Genomic DNA, 21081 nt, shown 5'->3' on the forward strand with positions numbered 1-21081 from the left:
AATATTCCCCTATTTAAAGAATGGATTACATTTAGCGATGTGGATTACATTTAATCTTAGGTAAACTATAAAACACATTTATTTGGACTAGATATGTTTACTGATTAATATCAGGGATAAAATCTGAATTTTGGAGAGTCCTTCACAAAATGTGCTAAACTTTTGGTCAAGAATTATTCCTTTCAGAGTTTGTTGTAAACATTTGTAGGCATTTATTATATATACGGATATAAGTCATTAACGGCTAGCTGATTTATTATTTCTCTGCTAACAATAGTAGTAGCCGAATGCTTGATTATCAGTTTATTATCAAGCGTCCCTATCGGACAATAAAATTAGGAGTAATTATGTTCAAACGTTTCCTGGTTGGTACAGTCGTAGTAACCACATTGTCTGGTTGTGCAAACATGGGAGCACTTTCTAGTGATACTTATTCTATTGGTCAAGCTAAACAGGCGCAGGCTGTGACCTATGGTACTATCTTGTCTGTACGTCCCGTCACGATTAAAGGCAATGACGCTGGTGATCCTAATATGTTAGGACTCATTGGCGGAGCTGTCTTGGGGGGGCTATTAGGTAATACTGTCGGTGGAGGTTCTGGTCAAAAACTTGCTACGGCCGCAGGTGCTATTGCAGGTGGTATGGCTGGTCAAGGCATTGAGGGAGCGGTAAACCAAACGAAAGGTGTTGAGCTAGAAATTCATACAGATAGCGGAAAAAATATCATCGTGGTACAAAAGTTGGATCAAATTGTATTCAACAAAGGTCAACGTGTCAGGATTGCTGACAGCGGAGATTCTTTAACAGTATCGCCGCTCTGAAATACTCAAATAAACAAGACTAAAAAATCGCGGCTGACCAATATCTAGACCGCGATTTTATTATTATATATCCTTCATTTTTCAAATTGCGGCTTCGTCAGCTATACCCATTCACTTTCGTCACATTGCAACTTGAAATCGATTAGATACGGATTAATTTTTATATTACCTGTTTATGTAATTGGTTAATGTTTTTTTCGATTTTTTTTATTACAGAAGCAAGCATAATTAACTCATCATGAGTAATTCCCTCCAAGATCTCTTTCCTTGTAGAATCAATAACACTATCTACTTCTCTGATAAAGGTTTCCGATTCTCCGGTTAGCTTGATTCTTTTTGCGCGTCTATCATTGGCACATGTATGACGTGTAATCAGTTTCTTTTCTTCTAATTGATCAAGAGTTCTCACCAGAGACGGTTGCTCAATACCAATAGCTTTTGCAAGCTGTATCTGTGATTGCTCTGGTGGCAGCTGACTAATATTGTATAGAGTAACCCAATGTGTCTGAGTTAATTTCAACGGTTTCAAACGATGATCAATTAAAGCGCGCCAAACACGAACTAAACGTGCTAGGTCTGATCCCAATGTCAATTCCAATTACCCCCTCCTTATAATTAGAGACTCATATAACATCAATGAATTATCCAATCAGTTTATTCATATGAATAATGGATACGCACCCTATATCATGCTTACATTAGCAGAGTCAGATATTTTGCTAATTACCTAATTAGTGTCGCGTTGGCTTGTTACTCAAAGTTGACATCTTCGTCGCCCTAAAGAGCGAAGTTCTACGGCGCACCGAATAAAATCGCGCATTAATCCACCAACGATATAAACTGTATAAAATAATCTTCTAACTAAACTATTGTGATTTTAAATATCAACAAAAAAAATACAATCCCCCAAAATATATACATTTCCACTCGGTTAAAGTTCTATAAGAATAACCGCCATCCGAATACTAATCTATATATTTTTACATTAATATCATTTTTCTCTTACAGAAAACACTAATTTAATAAAAAAATTATTAAAAAACAATTGGATGTAAAAATAGCACCTTTATTGTTCAATAAATAATTCTTTAATAAGAAATTTTTATCGAAACATACAAATCAGTCAACGAGAGTGATATTTTTTAACAACTTAAGTCAAATTAAAGAGATGTAATATGAATATTATATCATTTATTATCGGTAATATTTCTTATTCCTGAAGCCATCTTAAACCATTATTCATATAAGAGATATTTTTTGATCTATTTAGAATAAAACTAAAATAAACCAGGTTGTTCCGGAATAATATTTCCATTTTCACCTTTTATTTTTAATGTTCTTAGATATCTATGATAACATAAGCTAAATATTCTTCTTTTTTCACTATCCGATAATTTCATCCACATAAATCGTTCTTCCCTGCTCCGATAACATCCTCGGCAAAAACCACAGGAATCAGATTCACAAATCCCTCGGCAAGGGTTTTGAATAGCAAAAAGTTCTAATTGTTCAGCCATTTGATCCTCCTGTACCCAGATTCATCAACCTGCTTTTCATGAGGAAACTATCATTTATATCCTTCATCCAGGATAGTTCAAAGCTAAAACAGTAACATAATTAAATCAAGTAAATGGAAGGACAAATTGAATTATTTTACCTATACAAGTTATAGTTTATCCAGACATGTGCGGTCAGTGGGCAAAGTTACACAATAAGGCTATGTTTCATAATAACATTATAAATATCAAGAGGTAATCATGCGTTTACTCCATACTATGATCCGTGTTGGCAACATGCAACGCTCGATTAATTTCTACACTCAGGTGATGGGCATGCGTTTACTTCGCACCAGCGAAAATCCAGAGTATAAGTATTCCCTCGCTTTTGTTGGCTATAGCGATGAAAGTCAAGGCGCAGTCATTGAGCTGACATACAATTGGGGTGTCGAAAACTATGAAATGGGAACCGCGTTTGGGCATATAGCCTTGGGTGTTGATGACGTCGCAGCAACTTGTGAACGCATCAAACTTTCAGGTGGAAATGTAACCCGCGAAGCCGGGCCAGTCAAAGGCGGAACAACTGTCATTGCGTTTGTTGAAGATCCTGATGGCTATAAGATCGAACTCATCGAAAACAAAAGCGCCAGTAATGCACTAGGAAACTAATTACTTAGTACACCTATAGATTTCAAGATAATGCTTGGAAAATGAAAATAAAAGAGAGATTAAAAGGGCATATTTTATTGCCCTTTCTTATCTTCGTCGGGTAAGCACATTATTTCTGCAAGACATCCCAAATTTTGTCATAATATCCGCTATTCCAGAGTTAAAAACAAAATCCTGAAGTTAAGAATTGAAAATCAGATGTCTAATAAAAATGATCAAAACATGCTAAGTGGACGCTTTCGTGGCTACTATCCCGTCGTCATTGATGTCGAAACTGCTGGTTTTAATGCACGAACAGACGCTTTACTTGAAATCGCTGCAATCACGCTAAAAATGGATGAAGATGGTTGGCTAATGCCTGCTGATACTCTGCATTTCCATGTTGACCCTTTTGAAGGGGCTAATCTTGATCCGGCAGCTCTGGCATTCACTGGTATTGATCCCACAAATCCTTTGCGAGGCGCGGTCAGTGAATACACAGCATTACATGCTATTTTCAAAATGATCCGCAAAGGTATGAAAGATACTAACTGCAATCGTGCAATTATGGTCGCCCATAATGCCAATTTTGATCATAATTTTGTTATGGCAGCAGCAGAACGCTCTGGTTTAAAACGCAATCCTTTCCATCCATTTGCGACTTTTGATACCGCAGCACTTAGTGGACTGGTTCTTGGGCAGACAATCCTTGCCAAAGCTTGCATTACTGCGGAAATACCGTTTGATAGTGATCAAGCCCACAGCGCACTTTATGATACCGACCGGACTGCCCTACTTTTCTGTGAACTGGTTAATCGCTGGAAACGGCTCGGTGGCTGGCCATTAGCTTCCACTGACTCTACTGACGAAGCTCCCTAGAATATAAGCCCCATACCTTATATAGCTATGGGGCTTAACATTCGCTCATCGTTCTGATGAATGATGATGCTTATTCCTGCTCACGGTATTTATCAGCAGTTTCTTTAATCAGCGTTTGTAATTCACCACGCTGATACATCTCAACAAGAATGTCACAGCCGCCTACCAGCTCACCATCAATCCAAAGCTGAGGAAAAGTCGGCCAATGAGCATATTTAGGTAACTCGGCGCGAATATCCGGATTTTGCAGAATATCCACGTAAGCAAAACGCTCACCACAAGCAGATATAGCCTGAACTGCCTGAGCAGAGAAACCACAGCTTGGTAATTTAGGAGAACCTTTCATATACAACAGAATTGGGTTTTCGCTAATTTGGCGTTTGATTTTTTCAATAATTTCCTGAGTCGTTGTATCAGAAACTGTGTTAGTGTTCATATTAGTAGTCATCATTATTGCTTCCTTAAAACTGCAAGCGCTATTCTCAGTATCAGAAAAGATTGATTCAGAATACCACTTTCTGCTCTGATTTTTCTACCGCGAACTTTTTACGTTAAATTTTTTGCCATGATATGAAATAAGTGAGCGTTCGATATTTTCCCCTCACTGGGTGTATTCAGCCCGTATAACAGCTCAATTATACACCAGATCGCCGCTAAGCAGCATCTTTTACTCTGTTCTTTAGCAGAAAAATTGTTAAGATAATTACCAAAATAGCAACATGATAATAAGCTTAAATTTGCTCTGGCCATGATTAGTATCTTTTAAGTCATGGTTTGTTGAGCCAAAAACCCGATATTAAAAAGGAGCATGCAATGTCTTTTGAATTACCAGCATTACCTTATGCCAAAAATGCCCTGGAACCGCACATTTCCGCAGAAACCCTAGAATACCATTATGGTAAACACCACAACGCTTACGTTGTAAACCTGAATAACTTGGTTAAAGATACCGAATTTTCTGGGAAATCTCTGGAAGAAATCATCAAAACATCTGAAGGTGGCATCTTCAATAATGCAGCGCAAGTCTGGAACCATACTTTCTACTGGCATAGCCTGTCACCAAATGGTGGTGGCGAACCAACTGGAAAAATAGCAGATACCATTAATCATGCCTTCGGTTCTTTTGCTGAATTTAAACAGCTGTTTACTGATGCTGCCCTGAAAAACTTTGGTTCAGGTTGGACATGGTTAGTTAAGAAAACTGACGGAAGCCTGGCTATCGTTAACACTTCTAATGCCGCCACTCCACTGACCGGCGAAGATAAACCAGTTCTGACTGTTGATGTTTGGGAACACGCGTATTACATCGATTACCGTAATGCACGCCCTCAATATTTGGAACATTTCTGGTCTTTGGTCAACTGGAAATTTGTTGAGGAAAACTTGGCTTAATAAGCTCAATTTTCATACCAAATTATAATAACAAGGGCGGGCTTTCTTCCATTCACTGAATAATGAATACCGGAAAACCGGCCCTTCAAGCAAGAGATGTTACACGTCAATTCTTTTTCTTGATCCTGATTAGATAATACAAAGGCTTCCCCAAAAAACAATCATGATTAATGCACTACCGGCAACCATTAATCCCAACTTCAGATCTGTATCCATAGAACTTCCTCAATGTACAAAGTAAAACTACCCAACACCATAAATTTTGTATAATCAGTTACCGTATTATCTGAAAAAACATACAGCAATCTTGAATCTATACTCTTTATAGCATTGATTATTACTTTCACTTTTGAGTTAGATCAGACAAAATTCAAGGTTCATCGCTAAATTATTGCCAGCCATCACTCTATATATAAATATGTTGGCAAACGCTTAACAAATATCCATATCCAATAGATTTCAAGTTGAAGCATATCGGTAAGTAGATGCTATCAACCAAAGCAGCAGCTTGAAAGATAAGGTATATAAATTTAGACCATAAGGTCAGGAGTCCTTTTTATCATGGCAACGATTAAAGATGTGGCCAAACGCGCTGGTGTTTCGACCACTACCGTATCCCATGTTATCAATAAAACCCGTTTCGTCGCCGAAGATACAAAGGCTACCGTTTGGGCTGCTATTAAAGAACTAAATTATTCTCCCAGCGCCGTTGCCCGTAGCTTGAAAGTTAACCACACAAAATCTATCGGATTGTTGGCAACGTCGAGTGAAGCTCCATATTTTGCTGAAATCATAGAATCTGTTGAAAATAGTTGCTATAGAAAAGGCTATACCCTGATTTTATGCAACTCTCATAACAATATTGATAAGCAGAAAGCTTACCTCGCCATGTTGGCACAAAAACGTGTAGATGGCCTGCTGGTAATGTGCTCCGAATACCCTGAGCAGCTTTTGGGCATGCTAGAAGATTACCGTAATATTCCCATGGTCGTCATGGATTGGGGCGAATCTCGGGGAGATTTTACCGATGCAATCATTGATAACGCTTTTCATGGTGGTTACTTGGCAGGCCGTTATCTTATTGAACGTGGTCACAGGGATATTGCGTCTATTCCCGGCTCTCTGGCAAGAAATACTGGCGGCGGACGTCACCAAGGATTTCTCAAGGCGCTCAAAGAAGCCAATGTCGCTATTCGGGATGAGTGGATTGTGCAAGGCGACTTTGAGCCTGAATCCGGCTATCAGGCCATGTGTAAGATCCTGAATCAAAAACATCGCCCAACGGCTGTTTTTTGCGGTGGGGATGTTATGGCAATGGGGGCAATCTGTGCCGCTGATGAGCTGGGGCTACGCGTTCCACAAGATATTTCTATCATCGGTTATGACAATATCCGTAATGCCCGTTATTTTACTCCCGCATTGACCACGATTCACCAACCTAAAGAACGTCTGGGACAAATGGCCTTTTCAACGTTATTGGATAGGATAGTCAACAAGCGTGAAGAGGCACAAACGATTGAAGTCCATCCACGCCTCGTTGAACGACGTTCTGTCGCGGATGGACCTTTCATCGACTATCGTCGTTGATAATTAGTTTTCTTGCAACCATTCAGCATTAAGTGTTTCACTATCGCCAAGATAATCAAACAACCAACTTAATGCTGGTGAATGGCTTTTTTGCGACCATGCTAAGCAGCATGGACTATCAGGTAATGGTTGTTCGAGTTCGAGCGCTATCAGTTTTTTCTTGCGGATCAACGGTAATGCATGATGCTTGGGCACCATTCCCATACATAGTCCATCCATCAGGCAATTTAGTCCAACATTCCAATCTGGAACCACCAACCGTCGCTGATTATCTAAAGCCCACGTATCACGTTTGGGTAAGCTACGTGAAGTATCTTCTAAACATAGGCTAGGATAAGGTCGCATTTGGTCATCATTTAATTTTCCTGATATACCTGACAACTCATGCTCAGGGCTAGCTACGCATATCCAAGGCATGAATCCCATATCCTTAAAACTATACCGTTCACCAACAGGAGACGCCCGTGTCGCGCCAATAGCGACATCCACCCGCTCATCGACTAGTGCATCCCATACACCATTAAAGACTTCAGGGTAGATGAATAGCTCAATATCAGGAAAATGTCGGTAAAAATCCAAAATTAATTGGTGAGTTCTCTCAGGTTTTACAACTTGATCAACGGCGATACTTAACTGCCCCCGCCAACCATTAGCCACTTGTTGGCACTGATGTCGGGTGTGATTCATTTTTTTGATAACAGAGCGGGCTTCCTTGACAAAAATAGCGCCTGCTTCAGTCAAATCAACGTCACGGTGACGACGCTCAAATAAAGACACAGCCAACCATTCTTCAAGTTGTTTTACTGTATAGCTTATAGCAGAAGGTACTCGATGAAGCTCAGATGCAGCCGCACTGAAACTTCCTGTTCTGGCAACAGTATCAACAACTTCCAGAGAGTATTCAGACCACATATATCTTCCTTTCAATTTTTTTCACAGAATGGTGCAAATATTACCGTTTCACAAGTAAAAATCATGCCATATAGAATAAGTCGGGTATTCTCTTATCAACTACAAATCAAATTATTAACACAATGGAAACAAATAAAAATTCAATTCTATTCATGTTCTATCTCTCCGGGCTGAGTATGCTCGGTTACTTGGCTATCGACATGTATCTGCCTGCTTTTGACACAATGAAAGCAGAACTAGGTACTTCAGCAAATTCTATCAGTGCGAGTCTCAGTATTTTTCTCGCTGGCTTTGCCTTTGCCCAGCTGTTATGGGGGCAATTATCTGACCGTTTAGGAAGAAAGCCTGTTCTTATTATCGGATTATCTCTGTTTTCCATTAGCTGTTTAGGTATGCTCTGGATAACTGATTCCACGCAATTGCTTGTACTGAGATTTATTCAAGCGGTAGGGGTCTGTTCTGCGGCGGTTTCCTGGCAGGCTCTGGTCGTTGACAGATATGATACAGAACAAGCCAAACGCGTTTTTGCCATGATCATGCCTTTAGTTGCGCTTTCTCCTGCCCTTGCACCTTTATTGGGGGCATGGTTATTGACGCATGATGGCTGGAGAATTATTTTCCTTGTATTATTGGCAGTAACGCTCTTGCTACTGGCTCCAACATTTTTATTAACCAATAAATATGGTAATACCGAAACTAATACCGAAGGTAAAACAACGATTTCTTTCTTTAAATTACTAAGCTCCCCTGTTTTTAGTGGAAATGTATTGATTTATGCTTCTTGCAGCGCTGGCTTTTTTGCCTGGTTAACTGGTTCACCAACAATTTTGAATAATATGGGCTATGACCCTACCGATATTGGCCTAAGTTATATTCCGCAAACTTTGGCGTTTATGTTTGGTGGATATGGTTGTCGTATCTTATTGGAAAAAGTAAAAAGCGAAACAGTATTTCCAATTTTGCTGATTGGTTATGCTGTCAGTATGGTTATTATTTATTTGATTTCCATCTCCAATGAGCCTTCATTTATAGCGATTCTTATTCCTTTCTGTGTCATGGCTGCAATGAATGGTGCCTCTTATCCGATTGCAGTGGCAAATACTCTCTCTGTTTACCCTAAGAACAGTGGTAAAGCTGCCGCATTACAAAATGCATTGCAATTAGGGCTTTGTTTTGTCGCAAGTATGATTGTCTCGCTATTTATGAAATATCCTCTTCTATCGACAACAACAGTTATGGTTTCTACTGTTGTTCCCATGGCAGTAGGTTATTGGCTACAAAACAAAATTCCAAAAAACAATTAAACGTGAATCGAACAATTTCCGAACACAATAATAAATAAGAACATTATCATCTAAAGGTTACATCATAATGTAGCCTTAGATGATTGTTAAAATACTATTTCACTCATATACTCATACCACTTCACTATTCTAAAAAATTCGGAGTTCGAGGTTTTTCAGAACACAGAAGTTCTCTTTAATTTCAGGATGAATAAGTAATTTGTGCTTTCTTGATGATTTTTATATTATTTCTAAATAATTCTTCTTGGTTTTAACATAATAAGAAACAACTATAAATAGGCTTTCATAATAGTGTTACACTCAAATTACAAGATTCCTTACCCTCGTTGTACGACGAGTCAGGAAGTGAACCACTATTTTGGAATGCTATTTATATAAAGTGATACCTAAAAATTCCATCACACAAATGTTGGAGAGCATATGAGTTCATCTTTCATTGAAGGTAAAAATACAATAATTGATTCCTGGCATAGGATCACCCGTGAATTGCTCCATGAAGCTGATATTGAAATCAACGGCAAACGACCTTTCGATATACATATAAAAAATCCAAACTTCTATAAACGAGTACTGAAAGAAGGTTCTCTGGGATTGGGTGAAAGTTATATGGATGGCTGGTGGGAATGTGATCGCCTTGATATTTTCTTTCATAAAATATTGCGGGCTGGTTTAGAACATCGCATACCAAAACGTATTAAAGATATTTTCCAGATAATTACCGCTCGGATATTTAATTTACAATCGCCCAAAAGAGCTTGGATTGTAGGTCAAGAACATTATGATTTAGGCAACGACCTTTTTACCCGAATGCTTGATCCTTATATGCAATATTCTTGTGGTTACTGGAAAGATGCCAATACTCTGGAAGAAGCTCAATCCCACAAGCTCCGTCTAATTTGTGAAAAACTACAACTATCCCCGGGGATGACATTATTAGATATTGGTTGTGGATGGGGTGGGTTATCGGCTTATGCTGCAAAAAACTACGGTGTATCTGTTACTGGAGTCACAATCTCAGCTGAACAACAGAAATATGCGCAAGAACGCTGTAAGGATCTAAATGTAAAAATTATCCTTGAAGACTATCGAAATCTAAATTTTCAGTTTGATCGCATTGTTTCCGTTGGTATGTTTGAGCACGTTGGCCCTAAAAATTATGCCACTTATTTTGATATTGTGAAAAAAAATCTAAAATCTGATGGCCTATTTCTTCTCCATACTATCGGATCTAATCGTGATAAATCGGGTGCCGATGCGTGGATCACCAAATATATTTTTCCAAATGGCTGCTTACCATCGATTCCAAGAATTGCCAAAGCCATTAATGGGGAATTTGTCATGGAAGATTGGCACAATTTTGGTGCCGATTACGATCGGACACTTATGGCATGGTATGAACACTTTATTTCAAGCTGGCCTGAAATAGAACATAACTACAGCCCGCGCTTCAAACGGATGTTCAGCTATTATTTAAATGCTTGCGCTGGTGCATTTCGAGCCAGAGATATTCAACTATGGCAGATTGTATTCAGCCCACAAGGCTTTGAAAAAGGACTGAGAGTACCCAGATAAAGCATATTCCACCGATAACATTCCAAAAGCTACAGAAACCGCATTTCTGTAGCTTTCATATTTGGTTGAATTTGTTTTAATACCGTCGTCAAAAAGCCTATATCACAACTCAATAATATTTTTTTATTGTTCTTCGATTTGAGACAATAACCTTTCCTGTTCTTTTTGTGCCATGACTCGCTCAACAGTATCAACAACCGCCTGAGTCTGTGGATCAATCTCGATATTGACCTTTTGCCCAAGACGCCTCTTGCCGAGAGTAGTACGTTCTAATGTTTCCGGTATCAAGTGGACACAGAAACGATTATTCACTACATCCCCGATCGTCAGACTGATGCCGTCAATGCCAATAAACCCTTTATGCAAGATATACTTCATCAATTGCTTATCGTGAATTCGAAACCAGATTTCATGATTATTTTCAGAAGTGAAAATCTTGGCAATTTCAGCAATCGTAATAATATGACCGGACATAAGATGCCCGCCAATTTCGTCACCAAACTTAGCCGCCCTTTCCAGATTAACCAAGTCACCTGCCTTAAGTTCGCCAAGATTAGTCAAGCGAAGTGTTTCTTTCATCAAGTCAAAGCTAATTAAATCGCCATCAATCTTCGTTACAGTCAAACAACAACCATTATGGGAAACAGAAGCCCCCGCCTCAATTCCGGGTAATAATTCAGCCGGAAATTTAACAACATGGGTCCTGAAGTGCATTTTTTCATCAACAGCCACTATCGGCGCTTTTCCCTGAACAATACCTGTAAACATGGGAACCTCTTTAATAATTTTACCTAGCAAGTTAGTTTAACCCACTCATTGCTTTTAAACACTATGCAGGGTGTACGTAAATGTGGATACAATTCAATATAGTCTCAATTATTAAGTATAAACCCCGTATAACGATTGGATTAATAAAATGAGTCCTATACAATTAGTTGCTTATAAGCGAGATATTTTCCGCTAACATCGTTTGCTCGCAGAAATATTCCTTGTTTTTTCAGTCAATTTTCAATCAAAAAGGTGTAGTACGTGCAGAAATATTTAAATGAAGCGCGTAGTTTGCTCGCTCTGGGAATCCCCGTCATCATCGCACAGTTTTCACAAACTGCGATGGGTTTCGTCGATACAGTTATGGCCGGTAAAGCCGGTGCTATTGAGATGTCAGCGGTTGCCGTAGGTACGTCTATCTGGCTACCCACTATTCTATTTGGTCAGGGAGTATTGCTTGCCTTAACGCCAATCGTGGCACACATGAATGGCTCCGGCCAGAGAAAAAGTGTCGCAAGTCAGATCCAACAAGGGTTTTGGCTGGCTACCTTCCTTTCTATTTTTATCATCGTGATATTGTATAACAGCCGCTTTATTATAGAGGCACAACATAATATCGATCCTGCTATGGCCCAAAAAGCTACGGATTTTATCCACGCGATTATGTGGGGGGCTCCTGGCTATTTGTTCTATCAGGTTCTGCGAGGTCAATGCGAAGGGTTGTCGAAAACCAAACCAGCAATGATAATCGGTATTCTCGGGTTACTGGTTAATATCCCTGTCAACTATATTTTCATTTACGGCAAATTTGGTGCTCCAGAATTGGGCGGTGTTGGCTGTGGTGTTGCAACAGCAACCGTTTACTGGGTTATGTTCCTTCTGCTACTTGCATATGTTAAACATTCTCCTACCCAAAAGGACATCCAGACATTTAGCAATTTTGCAGCCCCTAAGTGGTATACCCAAAAGAGAATTATCCTGCTTGGCTTACCTATCGCCCTGGCAATGTTCTTTGAAGTTACACTTTTTGCGGTTGTCTCATTGCTGGTTTCTCCGCTTGGCGTTGTTTCCGTGGCGGGTCATCAGATATCACTCAATTTCAGCTCATTGATGTTTATGTTCCCTTTGTCATTGGGGATCGCGGCAACTATCCGTGTCGGCTATAACCTTGGTAAACAATCAATCGAAGGTGCTAAGATATCTGCATATACCAGTCTTATTGTTGGCTTGATCATTGCTTGTGTGACCGCCACTTTCAGCGTGCTGTTCCGCGAACATATCGCATTTATGTATAACGATAATCCTGAGGTTGTCATTCTTGCCTCTCATCTGATGTTATTTGCAGCTATTTATCAGCTTTCTGATGCTGTTCAAGTTATCGGTTCAGGTGTATTGCGTGGGTATAAAGATACGCGCTCGATCTTCTTTATCACCTTAATCTCTTATTGGTTTTTAGGACTATCGAGCGGTTATATTCTGGGATTGACTGATTATATTACTGAACCCATGGGACCAAAGGGCTTCTGGATAGGCTTTATTATAGGTTTAACCGCAGCAGCGTTCATGATGGGTTACCGGATTTGGTGGACACAAAAACAGTCGGTTAGTTTTATCCTGAAACGTTCTACTCGTTAATTTAGTATATTAAGTTATCAATCTAGGGGAAAAGCTTCAAATTCATTCTAAAAGACGTAAATGCGAGCAGTTGAACAAGAATTTGCACTTTTCCCCTTGCCAGAAAGCTCAGTGATCGTTAATATTCGTTCCCGTTGTCAGTCACGTAAATTTAGATTGCGTCCGTAGCTCAGTTGGTTAGAGCACCACCTTGACATGGTGGGGGTCGGTGGTTCGAGTCCACTCGGACGCACCAAAATATGATTGACATTCAGTGAAAAATATTATGTGCGTCCGTAGCTCAGTTGGTTAGAGCACCACCTTGACATGGTGGGGGTCGGTGGTTCGAGTCCACTCGGACGCACCATTTCTTATAAGAAATTATCAAGTCGCATTAAATAATCCTTGCTTTTTTATCATTATTTTCTTTGATTACATTTCTCTATACCCATTTGATTTCAAGATGCAGCGCGACGGCAAGGGAATGACAAATTCGTCGGGAACGAATTTGCCCAGCCAAAGGCTGGCCTCCGGTGAAAGGCAGGAGCCTTTCATTAATCCCCTGGAGCATAGATAACTATGTGACCGGGGTGAGTGAGCGCAGCCAACAAAGCTGCAACTTGAAAGACGACATGTATATAAACTAATTGTCTTCTAATCGTTGTCTCACTAGAAACTCATTTACATCTTGTTTGCGCAACAACTCCCTGATTTCTTTAACATGAACAGGATTATTCCCCTCTTCTCCTTGTATAAATCTTTTCAAGAACCGTTTTTTTGATTCATTTCACAGAAATTAGTCTCTATAATACGTTCCTATCATAAGTTGAATGGTTTCAGCCAATTGATTTACCGAATTCAGAAAAAATTACAGATGAATAATCGTTCCCAGTCAGCATATCTGTATATAACTGACCTTACGCTAAAAAACCATTTAACGCGTTCTACTATCCATTTTTATCCGTTTTCCGTTATGTTGCGCAACTTACAACATCAGATGATGTTGGCATCAATGTCAATGGTTGACGAGTCACTATTTTATCCATTAAAACCAGTAGATAAATTGTCATGAAAAAAACCAAAATTGTTTGTACTATAGGGCCGAAAACAGAATCCGAAGAAAAATTGACTGAACTGCTCAATGCAGGCATGAACGTAATGCGTCTGAATTTTTCTCACGGTGACTACGAAGAACATGGTCAACGTATTAAAAATATTCGCGCAGTCACAACAAAAACTGGCAAAAAAGCAGCAATCCTACTGGATACTAAAGGCCCTGAAATCCGCACCATAAAACTGGAAAATGGTAATGATGTTTCCCTCACTGCGGGCCAGACTTTCACCTTTACAACAGACAAAACCGTCATTGGTAGTCAAGAGCGTGTAGCCGTGACTTATGCGGGATTACCAGCAGATCTGGCACCAGGTAATACTGTATTGGTTGATGATGGTTTAATCGCCATGACAGTTAAAGAAATCACTGCAACTGAGGTCATCTGTGAAGTATTGAACAACGGTGATTTGGGCGAGAACAAAGGTGTTAACCTGCCAAATGTTTCCATCAACCTGCCTGCTTTGGCAGAAAAAGACAAGCAAGATCTAGTCTTTGGTTGTGAACAAAGTGTAGATTTTATCGCTGCATCCTTCATCCGTAAACGCGCCGATGTACTGGAAATTCGTGAACATCTGAAGGCTCACGGCGGCGAGCATATCCAAATTATCTCTAAAATCGAAAATCAGGAAGGTCTGAATAATTTCGATGAAATTCTCGCAGCTTCCGATGGCATCATGGTTGCTCGTGGTGATTTGGGTGTCGAAATTCCTGTAGAAGAAGTTATCTTCGCACAGAAAATGATGATCGAAAAATGTAATGCGGCTCGTAAAGTTGTTATCACTGCAACACAAATGCTGGATTCAATGATCAAAAACCCACGACCTACACGTGCTGAGGCTGGCGACGTTGCCAACGCTATTATAGACGGTACTGATGCGGTGATGCTTTCCGGTGAAAGTGCCAAAGGAAAATACCCAGTCGAAGCGGTTTCTATCATGGCAACTATCTGTGAACGCACAGATCGCGTTATGAATAGTCGAATTGAAAATACCCAAACCCACAAACTGCGCGTTACAGAAGCAGTCAGCCGTGGCGCTGTTGAAATCGCTGAAAAGCTGGAAGCTCCGCTGATCGTTGTAGCGACCTACGGCGGTAAATCTGCAAGATCTATCCGCAAATATTTCCCTAATGCACAAATTCTTGCTTTGACTACAAATGAAATCACTGCTCGTCAATTACTGTTGGTGAAAGGCGTTTCTACACAGATTGTAAAAGAAATCGCTTCTACCGATGATTTTTACCGAATTGGTAAAGAAGCTGCACTGGCAAGTGGCATGGCACATAAAGGTGATATCGTTGTTATGGTATCTGGTGCTCTGGTACCAAGTGGTACAACGAACACGTCCTCTGTTCACGTGCTTTAATTCTTTGTAATTTTAAATTGCAAATACAGTGCTGCCTAATTTCAGGCGGCACTGCCGATCATAAAGTAACATTAAAATGTTAAATCTACTGAGCATATAACAAATCGTTTTTTATATCTCATTATCGCTCATTATTATCATAGTGAACTTTATAACCTATACATTGTTACATTAGACAGATTTCCTAATTTGAAATAAAACAAAATTTCCGTTTTATTACCTATATCCAAAATTTATTAGCTTATTTTGAGATAAAGAACGGTAGATTTTTTTTCGCAGCAAAAATTTATTCTCTTTCTAAAATAGTTTGTGTAATACTTAGATGGCTACTTGGAGACTAACTTAATCTAGAGGGTAATGTGATGAATCGTACTAAAGTTGTATTTGGTGCAGTAATTCTGGCTTCTACTCTGTTAGCAGGTTGTTCAAGCGCAACTAAAGTTGAACAGCTAGCTTCTCAGGTTCAAACTCTGGGTTCTAAAGTTGACCAGCTGAGTAATGACCTCGGTTCTATTCGTTCTGATGTGCAATCAGCCAAAGACGAAGCAGCTCGCGCCAATCAACGCCTTAATAACCAAGTTCGTTCTTACAAGAAATAAACTTGTAGCAAATAACAAAAAATGGCGTACTACTGTACGCCATTTTTAACCGCTCTAATTCCCTTTTGTTTCTCCAACAGAGATCATCATCTATCAACCTTATTTCAAGTTTCTGGTTGATAAATTGGCCCAGGTTGATACAACCGAGGCACTTTGGCAGGTTTGATCTCGGTGATGTCTTTTTCACTAGTTTCAATCGGTCTTGAAATTTCCAATCCTTGCTGATTATTTGAGGGCTGCCCTTTATTCACCAACGTAGGCATTCCAGAACGACGGCTAATCGCTTGATCGACAATAACTTCATCTGTCTCACGATTATCAAGGAATTTCACCAGACCTTCCGAGCGCAGAATTGGAATCATCTGAGGATCATCATTCTCTGTCTTGGAAAGTGGCTGATGAACTTCCATATAACGTTTACCGTCCGGTTCTACAGTATATTTTATAGGTTCATTAATAACCTGAACACGTGTTCCTCGTGGAACAGTTCTGAATAAATCTTCAATATCATCAGGACGCAAGCGAATACACCCGGAGCTGACTCGCATACCGATGCCAAAATTCGCATTTGTACCGTGGATAAGATATTCACCACGTCCGGCTGCTAAACGTAAAGCAAAATCGCCCATTGGGTTATCTGGGCCTGATGGCATTACAGCAGGTAAAGTAATCCCCCTACTCGCATAATCCCTGAGAATGTTGGCAGTTGGTGTCCATGTTGGATTTTCAATCAACTGACTAACTGAAGTTGTCATCGTTGGCGTATCGCGCCCAAGCTGCCCTATTCCAATGGGATATACAATGACATGATTGGTTCCCTTAGGATAATAATAGAGTCTGAGTTCAGCCAAATTGATAATAATACCTTGACGAGGTGTATCCGGGAGCAGCATTTGCGACGGAATAATAAGTTCCGTACCTGCCTCCGGTAAATACGGATCAACTCCGGGGTTAGCTTCCAGCATCGCCAGTAAACCTATTTGGTATTTGGCAGCGATAGATTCCAACGATAGCCCCTCGTCAGATACCACATAAGTGGTATTTTCACCAATCAGACGGCGATTGTCAGGTGGCAATGGGTACTCAATAGCATGGGCGATATTAGCCAATCCACTTAACGATAACATACCAATCAAGAACATGCCGATAAAAGTTAAAAAACGCTTCATACATGCCCCCTGAGATGATACTTGAATGTCTGTGGTTAATTAATAAACTACTTTGTAAGACTATTCTATCGCATTCATTGTAAACAGTGTCAAATCGTTCCTGCCAGCCAGATACTGACAGGAGCAAAATGCAATACAATCATTCTAGAGGGATAACACTAAGATAAAACAGCCGTTGTCAGGCGAGATGTACAACATAATTGTTGTTGCTCATTATAGATGTCAATCTGCCAAACCTGATGTGAACGGCCAAGGTGAATAGGTTTACAAATTCCTTTAACTGTGCCTTCACGAACAGATTTTAGATGATTGGCATTGATTTCCACCCCCACCACTGTCTGCTCACCTTCCGAGCAAAGATATCCCGCAAACGAACCGAGTGTTTCAGCCAATACTACAGATGCACCACCATGCAAGATCCCAAATGGCTGTTTAGTTCGTTGATCAACCGGCATCGTTGCTTCAATAAAATCATCGCCAATCTGGATAAATTCGATTCCCACATGCCCAACTATACTGTTATTATTCATATTGTTAAGTGAATCCACATCTATATGACGTTTCCAAATCACGGTACTATCTCCAATAAGGCTTGTAATGGGTGTTTAAGTTGTTTTCCTTCTATGCGTTTCACTTGACTGCGGCACGAATACCCTGTGCTCAAACAATGTTCCAAAGACAGGTTTCTCAGTGCCGGAGTCCATGAAAGTTTGTAGATACCAACCGAGTTCTCCAGATTTTGCTTTTCATGTCCATATGTACCTGCCATGCCACAACACCCCACACTGAGATTATTCAAGTTATGGCCAAAGTGACGGAAAATATCACCCCACTGCTTACCGCTATTAGGAAGTGATGTGGTTTCTGTACAGTGCCCCAATAAATACCAGTTATAATTGGATATTGAGTCATCACGTTTCTCTTGTGGCATTTTTTCCGGCAGAATGTTAGCCAGCCATTCATGAACTAATTGGACTTTAAAAGTGCCTCTCTGTTCTCCCAGAATATCTTTATATTCATCCCGATAACATAACACTAAAGCAGGATCGACCCCTACCATAGGGATATTCAGGCACGCCATCCGGTTAAAAAATTCGGCTGTTTTCCCTGCTGTCTTGGCAAATTGACTCAGGAATCCTTTCACATGCTGTGCTTTTCCATTAGGTGTAAATGGCAGTAACACAGGTTTATATCCCAATTTTTCCGCCAATTGGACAAAATCAGTGACAACTTTCGCATCGTGATAACTCGTAAAAGGATCTTGAACAATCAATACGTGTTGCTCACGCTGAGATGGTGATAAGTTTTCCAACTGTTCGAGCGTCGTCCTTGCTGCATAATGTCCTGCAAGTTGCTGTTGCAGGGTCGGATAAGAAAGCAAAGGCAGATCGACCATACCAATCGTATGCTGGCTGATTTTTTGTACCCAAGGTTGTTTTAAGAAGAAATTAAATACCCGAGGCGCTTTTGCCATTAATGGTGTGCTGTGTTCAACATTCGCCACAATATGATCACGCAATGGACGCAAGTAACGCCCGTGATAAAGAGCCAGAAAACGTGCGCGAAATGAAGGTACATCAATCTTGATCGGACATTGTGTCGAGCAGGCTTTACACGCTAAACAACCTGACATCGCTTCTTTCACTTCATGTGAAAAATCATATTCTCCTCGCCATGCCTGCCAGCTATAGCGGGTTTTTTCAATCAAGCCCCGTAAACTAGAGCGCTTCTGATTTAACCCTTGCTCCAATAATTCGGGTTCAACACCTTGTTCCGTCAACAACCGTAACCATTCCCTGACAAGGGTAGCCCTGCCTTTAGGAGAATGAATGCGATGCTGGCTGATCTTCATTGAAGGACACATTGGACTTTTGACATCAAAATTGAAGCAAAGACCATTGCCATTACATTCCATCGCACCACGAAATTCAGTTCTCACATTAACAGGAATTGTACGATCATAAGTTCCGCGTTTGGCTGCATCGACTTTCATCATCGGGACATCGATCCCAATTGGTGAACAGATTTTTCCTGGATTCAACCGATTGAGTGGATCAAATGCCGCTTTTATCCGACGCAGTTCGCTATATAAAATTTCACCAAAAAAAGCTGGGCTATACTCAGCTCTAAATCCCTTGCCATGCTCCCCCCATAGCAACCCACCGTATTTGGCTGTCAAACGAACAATTTCATCGGAAATCTGCTTCATCAGGATTTCCTGTTGAGGATCACACATGTCCAAAGCCGGACGAACATGTAAAACACCGGCATCTACATGTCCGAACATACCGTAATCCAACTTATGGTTATCCAAAAGTTGCCGAAACTCAGCAATATAATCGGCAAGATGTTGGGGAGGAACGCAAGTATCTTCGACAAATGGGATAGGTTTGGCTGCCCCTTTGCTGTTACCGAGCAAACCTACGGATTTTTTCCGCATAGCGTAAATACGTTCGATATCCATCAAGTCATGGCATGTTTGATAGCCAATAACACCAGCCTGATATTTTGCCATCAATTCATCAAGGCGCAGGCAAAGATCGTGAACCTGTTGCTCAATTTGCTGTTCATCATCGCCACTGAATTCGACAATATTCAGCCCTTGCATATCTTTATCAGGCACATCAATAATCAATTCCTTTACTGAATGCCAAATGATATCTTCACGCGCTAAGTTGAGTACCTTGGAATCTACCGTTTCAACCGAAAGCGCCTTGGCTGCTACCATAAAAGGGGCATTACGCAGCGCGGAATCAAAGGAATCATATTTGACATTCACCAACCGCCTGGCTTTTGGCAGCGGAGTAATATCTAGAGTGGCCTCCGTAATGAAGGCCAATGTACCTTCAGAGCCAGTCAGGATACGAGTAAGATCGAATGTCTGCATATCGTTACTGAACACATGGCGCAAATCATATCCCGTCAGAAATCGGTTGAGCTTAGGGAATTTCTCAATGATTAATTTGCGTTGCTCACGGCAACGTTCCAGTACTGTTTTGTAAACATGACCAATGATCGTTTCTTCCTGAGCAATCGATTCCGCTAATGATGTACTCATAGGTCGGGTATCAAACATTTCCCCGCCCAATAAAACCGCACGCACACCAAGTACATGATCTGAGGTTTTACCATAAACCAGTGAACCTTGACCGGAAGCATCTGTATTGATCATACCGCCCAACGTCGCACGATTGCTGGTTGATAGTTCAGGAGAGAAAAAGTAACCAAAAGGTTTTAGATATTGATTGAGTTGATCTTTAATTACACCCGCTTCGACTTTAACCCATCCCTGTTCTGGATTAATTTCCAGAATTCGGTTCATATAACGGGACATATCCACCACAATACCATTGTTAAGTGATTGCCCATTCGTACCGGTTCCCCCGCCACGGGGAGTAAATGTCAGAGCCTGAAAATGCCCCTTTCCGGCAACCCTTGCCAGCAGTACAACATCGGCACTGGAACGCGGAAATACAACGGCTTGTGGTAACAATTGATAAATGCTGTTATCTGTTGCCATAGTCAGCCGATCGGCATAGCTACTGGCAGTGTCCCCCGTAAAGCCAGCTTCTTTCAGTGCAGTCAAATAGTCCTGTGCCAGTTCACTGGCGTGGGGGGCTTGTGATATACGTGGGATCATTGGCTAGTTGCCCCTTTTCTAATTAGTATCCACATTGCTTTATTTATATACTATCTTGGGTAATGTTACTCAGACAATTTTCTGAATAGAGAAGCTTTTAACAATATCACAATATTTATCAGTTTTGAGCAATCGATTAAATAACGTTATATTCAGTTACCATTGTTACTGCCAACAGTATTTTCAATCGCAACGAGAAATT

General features: G+C 40.4%; 19 protein-coding genes and 2 tRNA genes. 12 read left to right on the forward strand and 9 right to left on the reverse strand.

The genetic code is table 11. From position 1 onward, the window contains the following. Window positions 1-347 precede the first annotated feature (347 nt). Complete coding sequence (locus AC5JQI_RS10660; RefSeq protein ID WP_237386613.1) at window positions 348-821, forward strand: outer membrane lipoprotein; 474 nt, start codon at window positions 348-350, stop codon at window positions 819-821. 160 nt (window positions 822-981) lie between these two features. Here the strand turns inward: AC5JQI_RS10660 and slyA are convergent, their stop codons facing one another. Continuing rightward, complete coding sequence (slyA, locus tag AC5JQI_RS10665) at window positions 982-1419, reverse strand: transcriptional regulator SlyA (RefSeq protein WP_493912140.1); 438 nt, start codon at window positions 1417-1419, stop codon at window positions 982-984. Window positions 1420-2098: 679 nt separating this feature from the next. Continuing rightward, window positions 2099-2338: a DUF1289 domain-containing protein gene (locus AC5JQI_RS10670; protein ID WP_275356073.1), complete on the reverse strand. Its 240-nt coding sequence runs from the start codon at window positions 2336-2338 to the stop codon at window positions 2099-2101. A gap of 240 nt (window positions 2339-2578) precedes the next feature. Here AC5JQI_RS10670 and gloA point away from each other — a divergent pair, with 240 nt between their 5' ends. Both gloA and rnt read left to right on the forward strand, forming a co-directional pair. Beyond that, on the forward strand, window positions 2579-2986 hold the full coding sequence (gene gloA / locus AC5JQI_RS10675; protein ID WP_493912141.1) for a lactoylglutathione lyase: 408 nt from the start codon (window positions 2579-2581) through the stop codon (window positions 2984-2986). Window positions 2987-3184: 198 nt separating this feature from the next. Beyond that, complete coding sequence (gene rnt, locus AC5JQI_RS10680) at window positions 3185-3844, forward strand: ribonuclease T (protein WP_493912142.1); 660 nt, start codon at window positions 3185-3187, stop codon at window positions 3842-3844. A gap of 70 nt (window positions 3845-3914) precedes the next feature. On the opposite strand, the gene AC5JQI_RS10685 is transcribed toward rnt, so the two are convergent. Then, the gene (locus AC5JQI_RS10685; RefSeq protein WP_237386608.1) at window positions 3915-4295 is read right to left on the reverse strand and encodes a Grx4 family monothiol glutaredoxin; all 381 of its coding nucleotides are present in this window, start codon (window positions 4293-4295) and stop codon (window positions 3915-3917) included. 362 nt (window positions 4296-4657) lie between these two features. Here AC5JQI_RS10685 and sodB point away from each other — a divergent pair, with 362 nt between their 5' ends. Continuing rightward, on the forward strand, window positions 4658-5236 hold the full coding sequence (gene sodB, locus AC5JQI_RS10690; RefSeq protein ID WP_493912143.1) for a superoxide dismutase [Fe]: 579 nt from the start codon (window positions 4658-4660) through the stop codon (window positions 5234-5236). Window positions 5237-5797: 561 nt separating this feature from the next. Then, window positions 5798-6823, forward strand: a complete 1026-nt coding sequence (gene purR / locus AC5JQI_RS10695) for an HTH-type transcriptional repressor PurR (protein WP_092548046.1) — start codon at window positions 5798-5800, stop codon at window positions 6821-6823. A gap of 3 nt (window positions 6824-6826) precedes the next feature. On the opposite strand, the gene punR is transcribed toward purR, so the two are convergent. Next, a complete protein-coding gene (gene punR / locus AC5JQI_RS10700; protein WP_493912144.1) occupies window positions 6827-7735 on the reverse strand; it encodes a DNA-binding transcriptional activator PunR in 909 nt (302 codons plus the stop codon). Between the two features lie 122 nt (window positions 7736-7857). Here punR and punC point away from each other — a divergent pair, with 122 nt between their 5' ends. Then, window positions 7858-9039 (forward strand): purine nucleoside transporter PunC, encoded by a 1182-nt coding sequence (gene punC, locus AC5JQI_RS10705; RefSeq protein WP_493912145.1) that lies wholly within the window; start codon window positions 7858-7860, stop codon window positions 9037-9039. Between the two features lie 420 nt (window positions 9040-9459). Next, window positions 9460-10611 (forward strand): cyclopropane fatty acyl phospholipid synthase, encoded by a 1152-nt coding sequence (cfa, locus tag AC5JQI_RS10710; protein ID WP_493912146.1) that lies wholly within the window; start codon window positions 9460-9462, stop codon window positions 10609-10611. A 123-nt stretch (window positions 10612-10734) separates the two neighbouring features. Here cfa and AC5JQI_RS10715 read toward each other — a convergent pair whose 3' ends face one another. Further along, window positions 10735-11379: a riboflavin synthase subunit alpha gene (locus tag AC5JQI_RS10715; protein ID WP_493912147.1), complete on the reverse strand. Its 645-nt coding sequence runs from the start codon at window positions 11377-11379 to the stop codon at window positions 10735-10737. A gap of 261 nt (window positions 11380-11640) precedes the next feature. Here AC5JQI_RS10715 and AC5JQI_RS10720 point away from each other — a divergent pair, with 261 nt between their 5' ends. The 3 genes from AC5JQI_RS10720 (at window position 11641) to AC5JQI_RS10730 (ending at window position 13360) form a co-directional block, all read left to right on the forward strand. Continuing rightward, window positions 11641-13014, forward strand: a complete 1374-nt coding sequence (locus AC5JQI_RS10720) for an MATE family efflux transporter (RefSeq protein WP_493912148.1) — start codon at window positions 11641-11643, stop codon at window positions 13012-13014. Window positions 13015-13172: 158 nt separating this feature from the next. Next, window positions 13173-13249 (forward strand) — tRNA-Val (locus AC5JQI_RS10725). Between the two features lie 34 nt (window positions 13250-13283). Beyond that, window positions 13284-13360: transfer RNA gene (locus AC5JQI_RS10730), tRNA-Val, on the forward strand. 75 nt (window positions 13361-13435) lie between these two features. Here AC5JQI_RS10730 and AC5JQI_RS10735 read toward each other — a convergent pair. Further along, window positions 13436-13564, reverse strand: a complete 129-nt coding sequence (locus AC5JQI_RS10735; RefSeq protein ID WP_493912149.1) for a hypothetical protein — start codon at window positions 13562-13564, stop codon at window positions 13436-13438. A gap of 497 nt (window positions 13565-14061) precedes the next feature. Here AC5JQI_RS10735 and pykF point away from each other — a divergent pair, with 497 nt between their 5' ends. Continuing rightward, window positions 14062-15471, forward strand: a complete 1410-nt coding sequence (pykF, locus tag AC5JQI_RS10740) for a pyruvate kinase PykF (protein WP_493912150.1) — start codon at window positions 14062-14064, stop codon at window positions 15469-15471. Between the two features lie 362 nt (window positions 15472-15833). Next, window positions 15834-16070 carry a major outer membrane lipoprotein gene (locus AC5JQI_RS10745; protein WP_323855912.1) on the forward strand — a complete coding sequence of 79 codons (237 nt, stop codon included), beginning with the start codon at window positions 15834-15836 and terminating at the stop codon, window positions 16068-16070. A gap of 104 nt (window positions 16071-16174) precedes the next feature. Here AC5JQI_RS10745 and AC5JQI_RS10750 read toward each other — a convergent pair whose 3' ends face one another. The 3 genes from AC5JQI_RS10750 to ydiJ form a co-directional block, all read right to left on the reverse strand. Further along, window positions 16175-17239, reverse strand: coding sequence for a L,D-transpeptidase family protein (locus AC5JQI_RS10750; RefSeq protein WP_493912151.1), 1065 nt, complete (start codon window positions 17237-17239; stop codon window positions 16175-16177). Window positions 17240-17397: 158 nt separating this feature from the next. Then, entirely contained in the window at window positions 17398-17811 is a 414-nt protein-coding gene (locus tag AC5JQI_RS10755) for a hotdog fold thioesterase (protein ID WP_493912152.1), read from the reverse strand. Then, on the reverse strand, window positions 17808-20879 hold the full coding sequence (gene ydiJ, locus AC5JQI_RS10760; protein ID WP_493912153.1) for a D-2-hydroxyglutarate dehydrogenase YdiJ: 3072 nt from the start codon (window positions 20877-20879) through the stop codon (window positions 17808-17810). Before ydiJ ends, AC5JQI_RS10755 begins: the two co-directional genes overlap by 4 nt. Window positions 20880-21081 lie beyond the last annotated feature (202 nt).

This window comes from Xenorhabdus sp. XBWT, from assembly GCF_059072735.1.

What these genes read in the sequence shown, in the direction of transcription:
- gloA (WP_493912141.1), top strand. Translation starts at nt 2,579, where the DNA reads ATGCGTTTACTCCATACTATGATCCGTGTTGGCAACATGCAACGCTCG.
- pykF (WP_493912150.1), top strand. Translation starts at nt 14,062, where the DNA reads ATGAAAAAAACCAAAATTGTTTGTACTATAGGGCCGAAAACAGAATCC.
- AC5JQI_RS10715 (WP_493912147.1), bottom strand. Translation starts at nt 11,379, where the DNA reads ATGTTTACAGGTATTGTTCAGGGAAAAGCGCCGATAGTGGCTGTTGAT.
- AC5JQI_RS10750 (WP_493912151.1), bottom strand. Translation starts at nt 17,239, where the DNA reads ATGAAGCGTTTTTTAACTTTTATCGGCATGTTCTTGATTGGTATGTTA.
- AC5JQI_RS10735 (WP_493912149.1), bottom strand. Translation starts at nt 13,564, where the DNA reads ATGCTCCAGGGGATTAATGAAAGGCTCCTGCCTTTCACCGGAGGCCAG.
- sodB (WP_493912143.1), top strand. Translation starts at nt 4,658, where the DNA reads ATGTCTTTTGAATTACCAGCATTACCTTATGCCAAAAATGCCCTGGAA.
- ydiJ (WP_493912153.1), bottom strand. Translation starts at nt 20,879, where the DNA reads ATGATCCCACGTATATCACAAGCCCCCCACGCCAGTGAACTGGCACAG.
- punC (WP_493912145.1), top strand. Translation starts at nt 7,858, where the DNA reads ATGGAAACAAATAAAAATTCAATTCTATTCATGTTCTATCTCTCCGGG.
- AC5JQI_RS10745 (WP_323855912.1), top strand. Translation starts at nt 15,834, where the DNA reads ATGAATCGTACTAAAGTTGTATTTGGTGCAGTAATTCTGGCTTCTACT.
- AC5JQI_RS10685 (WP_237386608.1), bottom strand. Translation starts at nt 4,295, where the DNA reads ATGATGACTACTAATATGAACACTAACACAGTTTCTGATACAACGACT.
- cfa (WP_493912146.1), top strand. Translation starts at nt 9,460, where the DNA reads ATGAGTTCATCTTTCATTGAAGGTAAAAATACAATAATTGATTCCTGG.
- rnt (WP_493912142.1), top strand. Translation starts at nt 3,185, where the DNA reads ATGTCTAATAAAAATGATCAAAACATGCTAAGTGGACGCTTTCGTGGC.
- punR (WP_493912144.1), bottom strand. Translation starts at nt 7,735, where the DNA reads ATGTGGTCTGAATACTCTCTGGAAGTTGTTGATACTGTTGCCAGAACA.
- AC5JQI_RS10660 (WP_237386613.1), top strand. Translation starts at nt 348, where the DNA reads ATGTTCAAACGTTTCCTGGTTGGTACAGTCGTAGTAACCACATTGTCT.
- AC5JQI_RS10670 (WP_275356073.1), bottom strand. Translation starts at nt 2,338, where the DNA reads ATGGCTGAACAATTAGAACTTTTTGCTATTCAAAACCCTTGCCGAGGG.
- purR (WP_092548046.1), top strand. Translation starts at nt 5,798, where the DNA reads ATGGCAACGATTAAAGATGTGGCCAAACGCGCTGGTGTTTCGACCACT.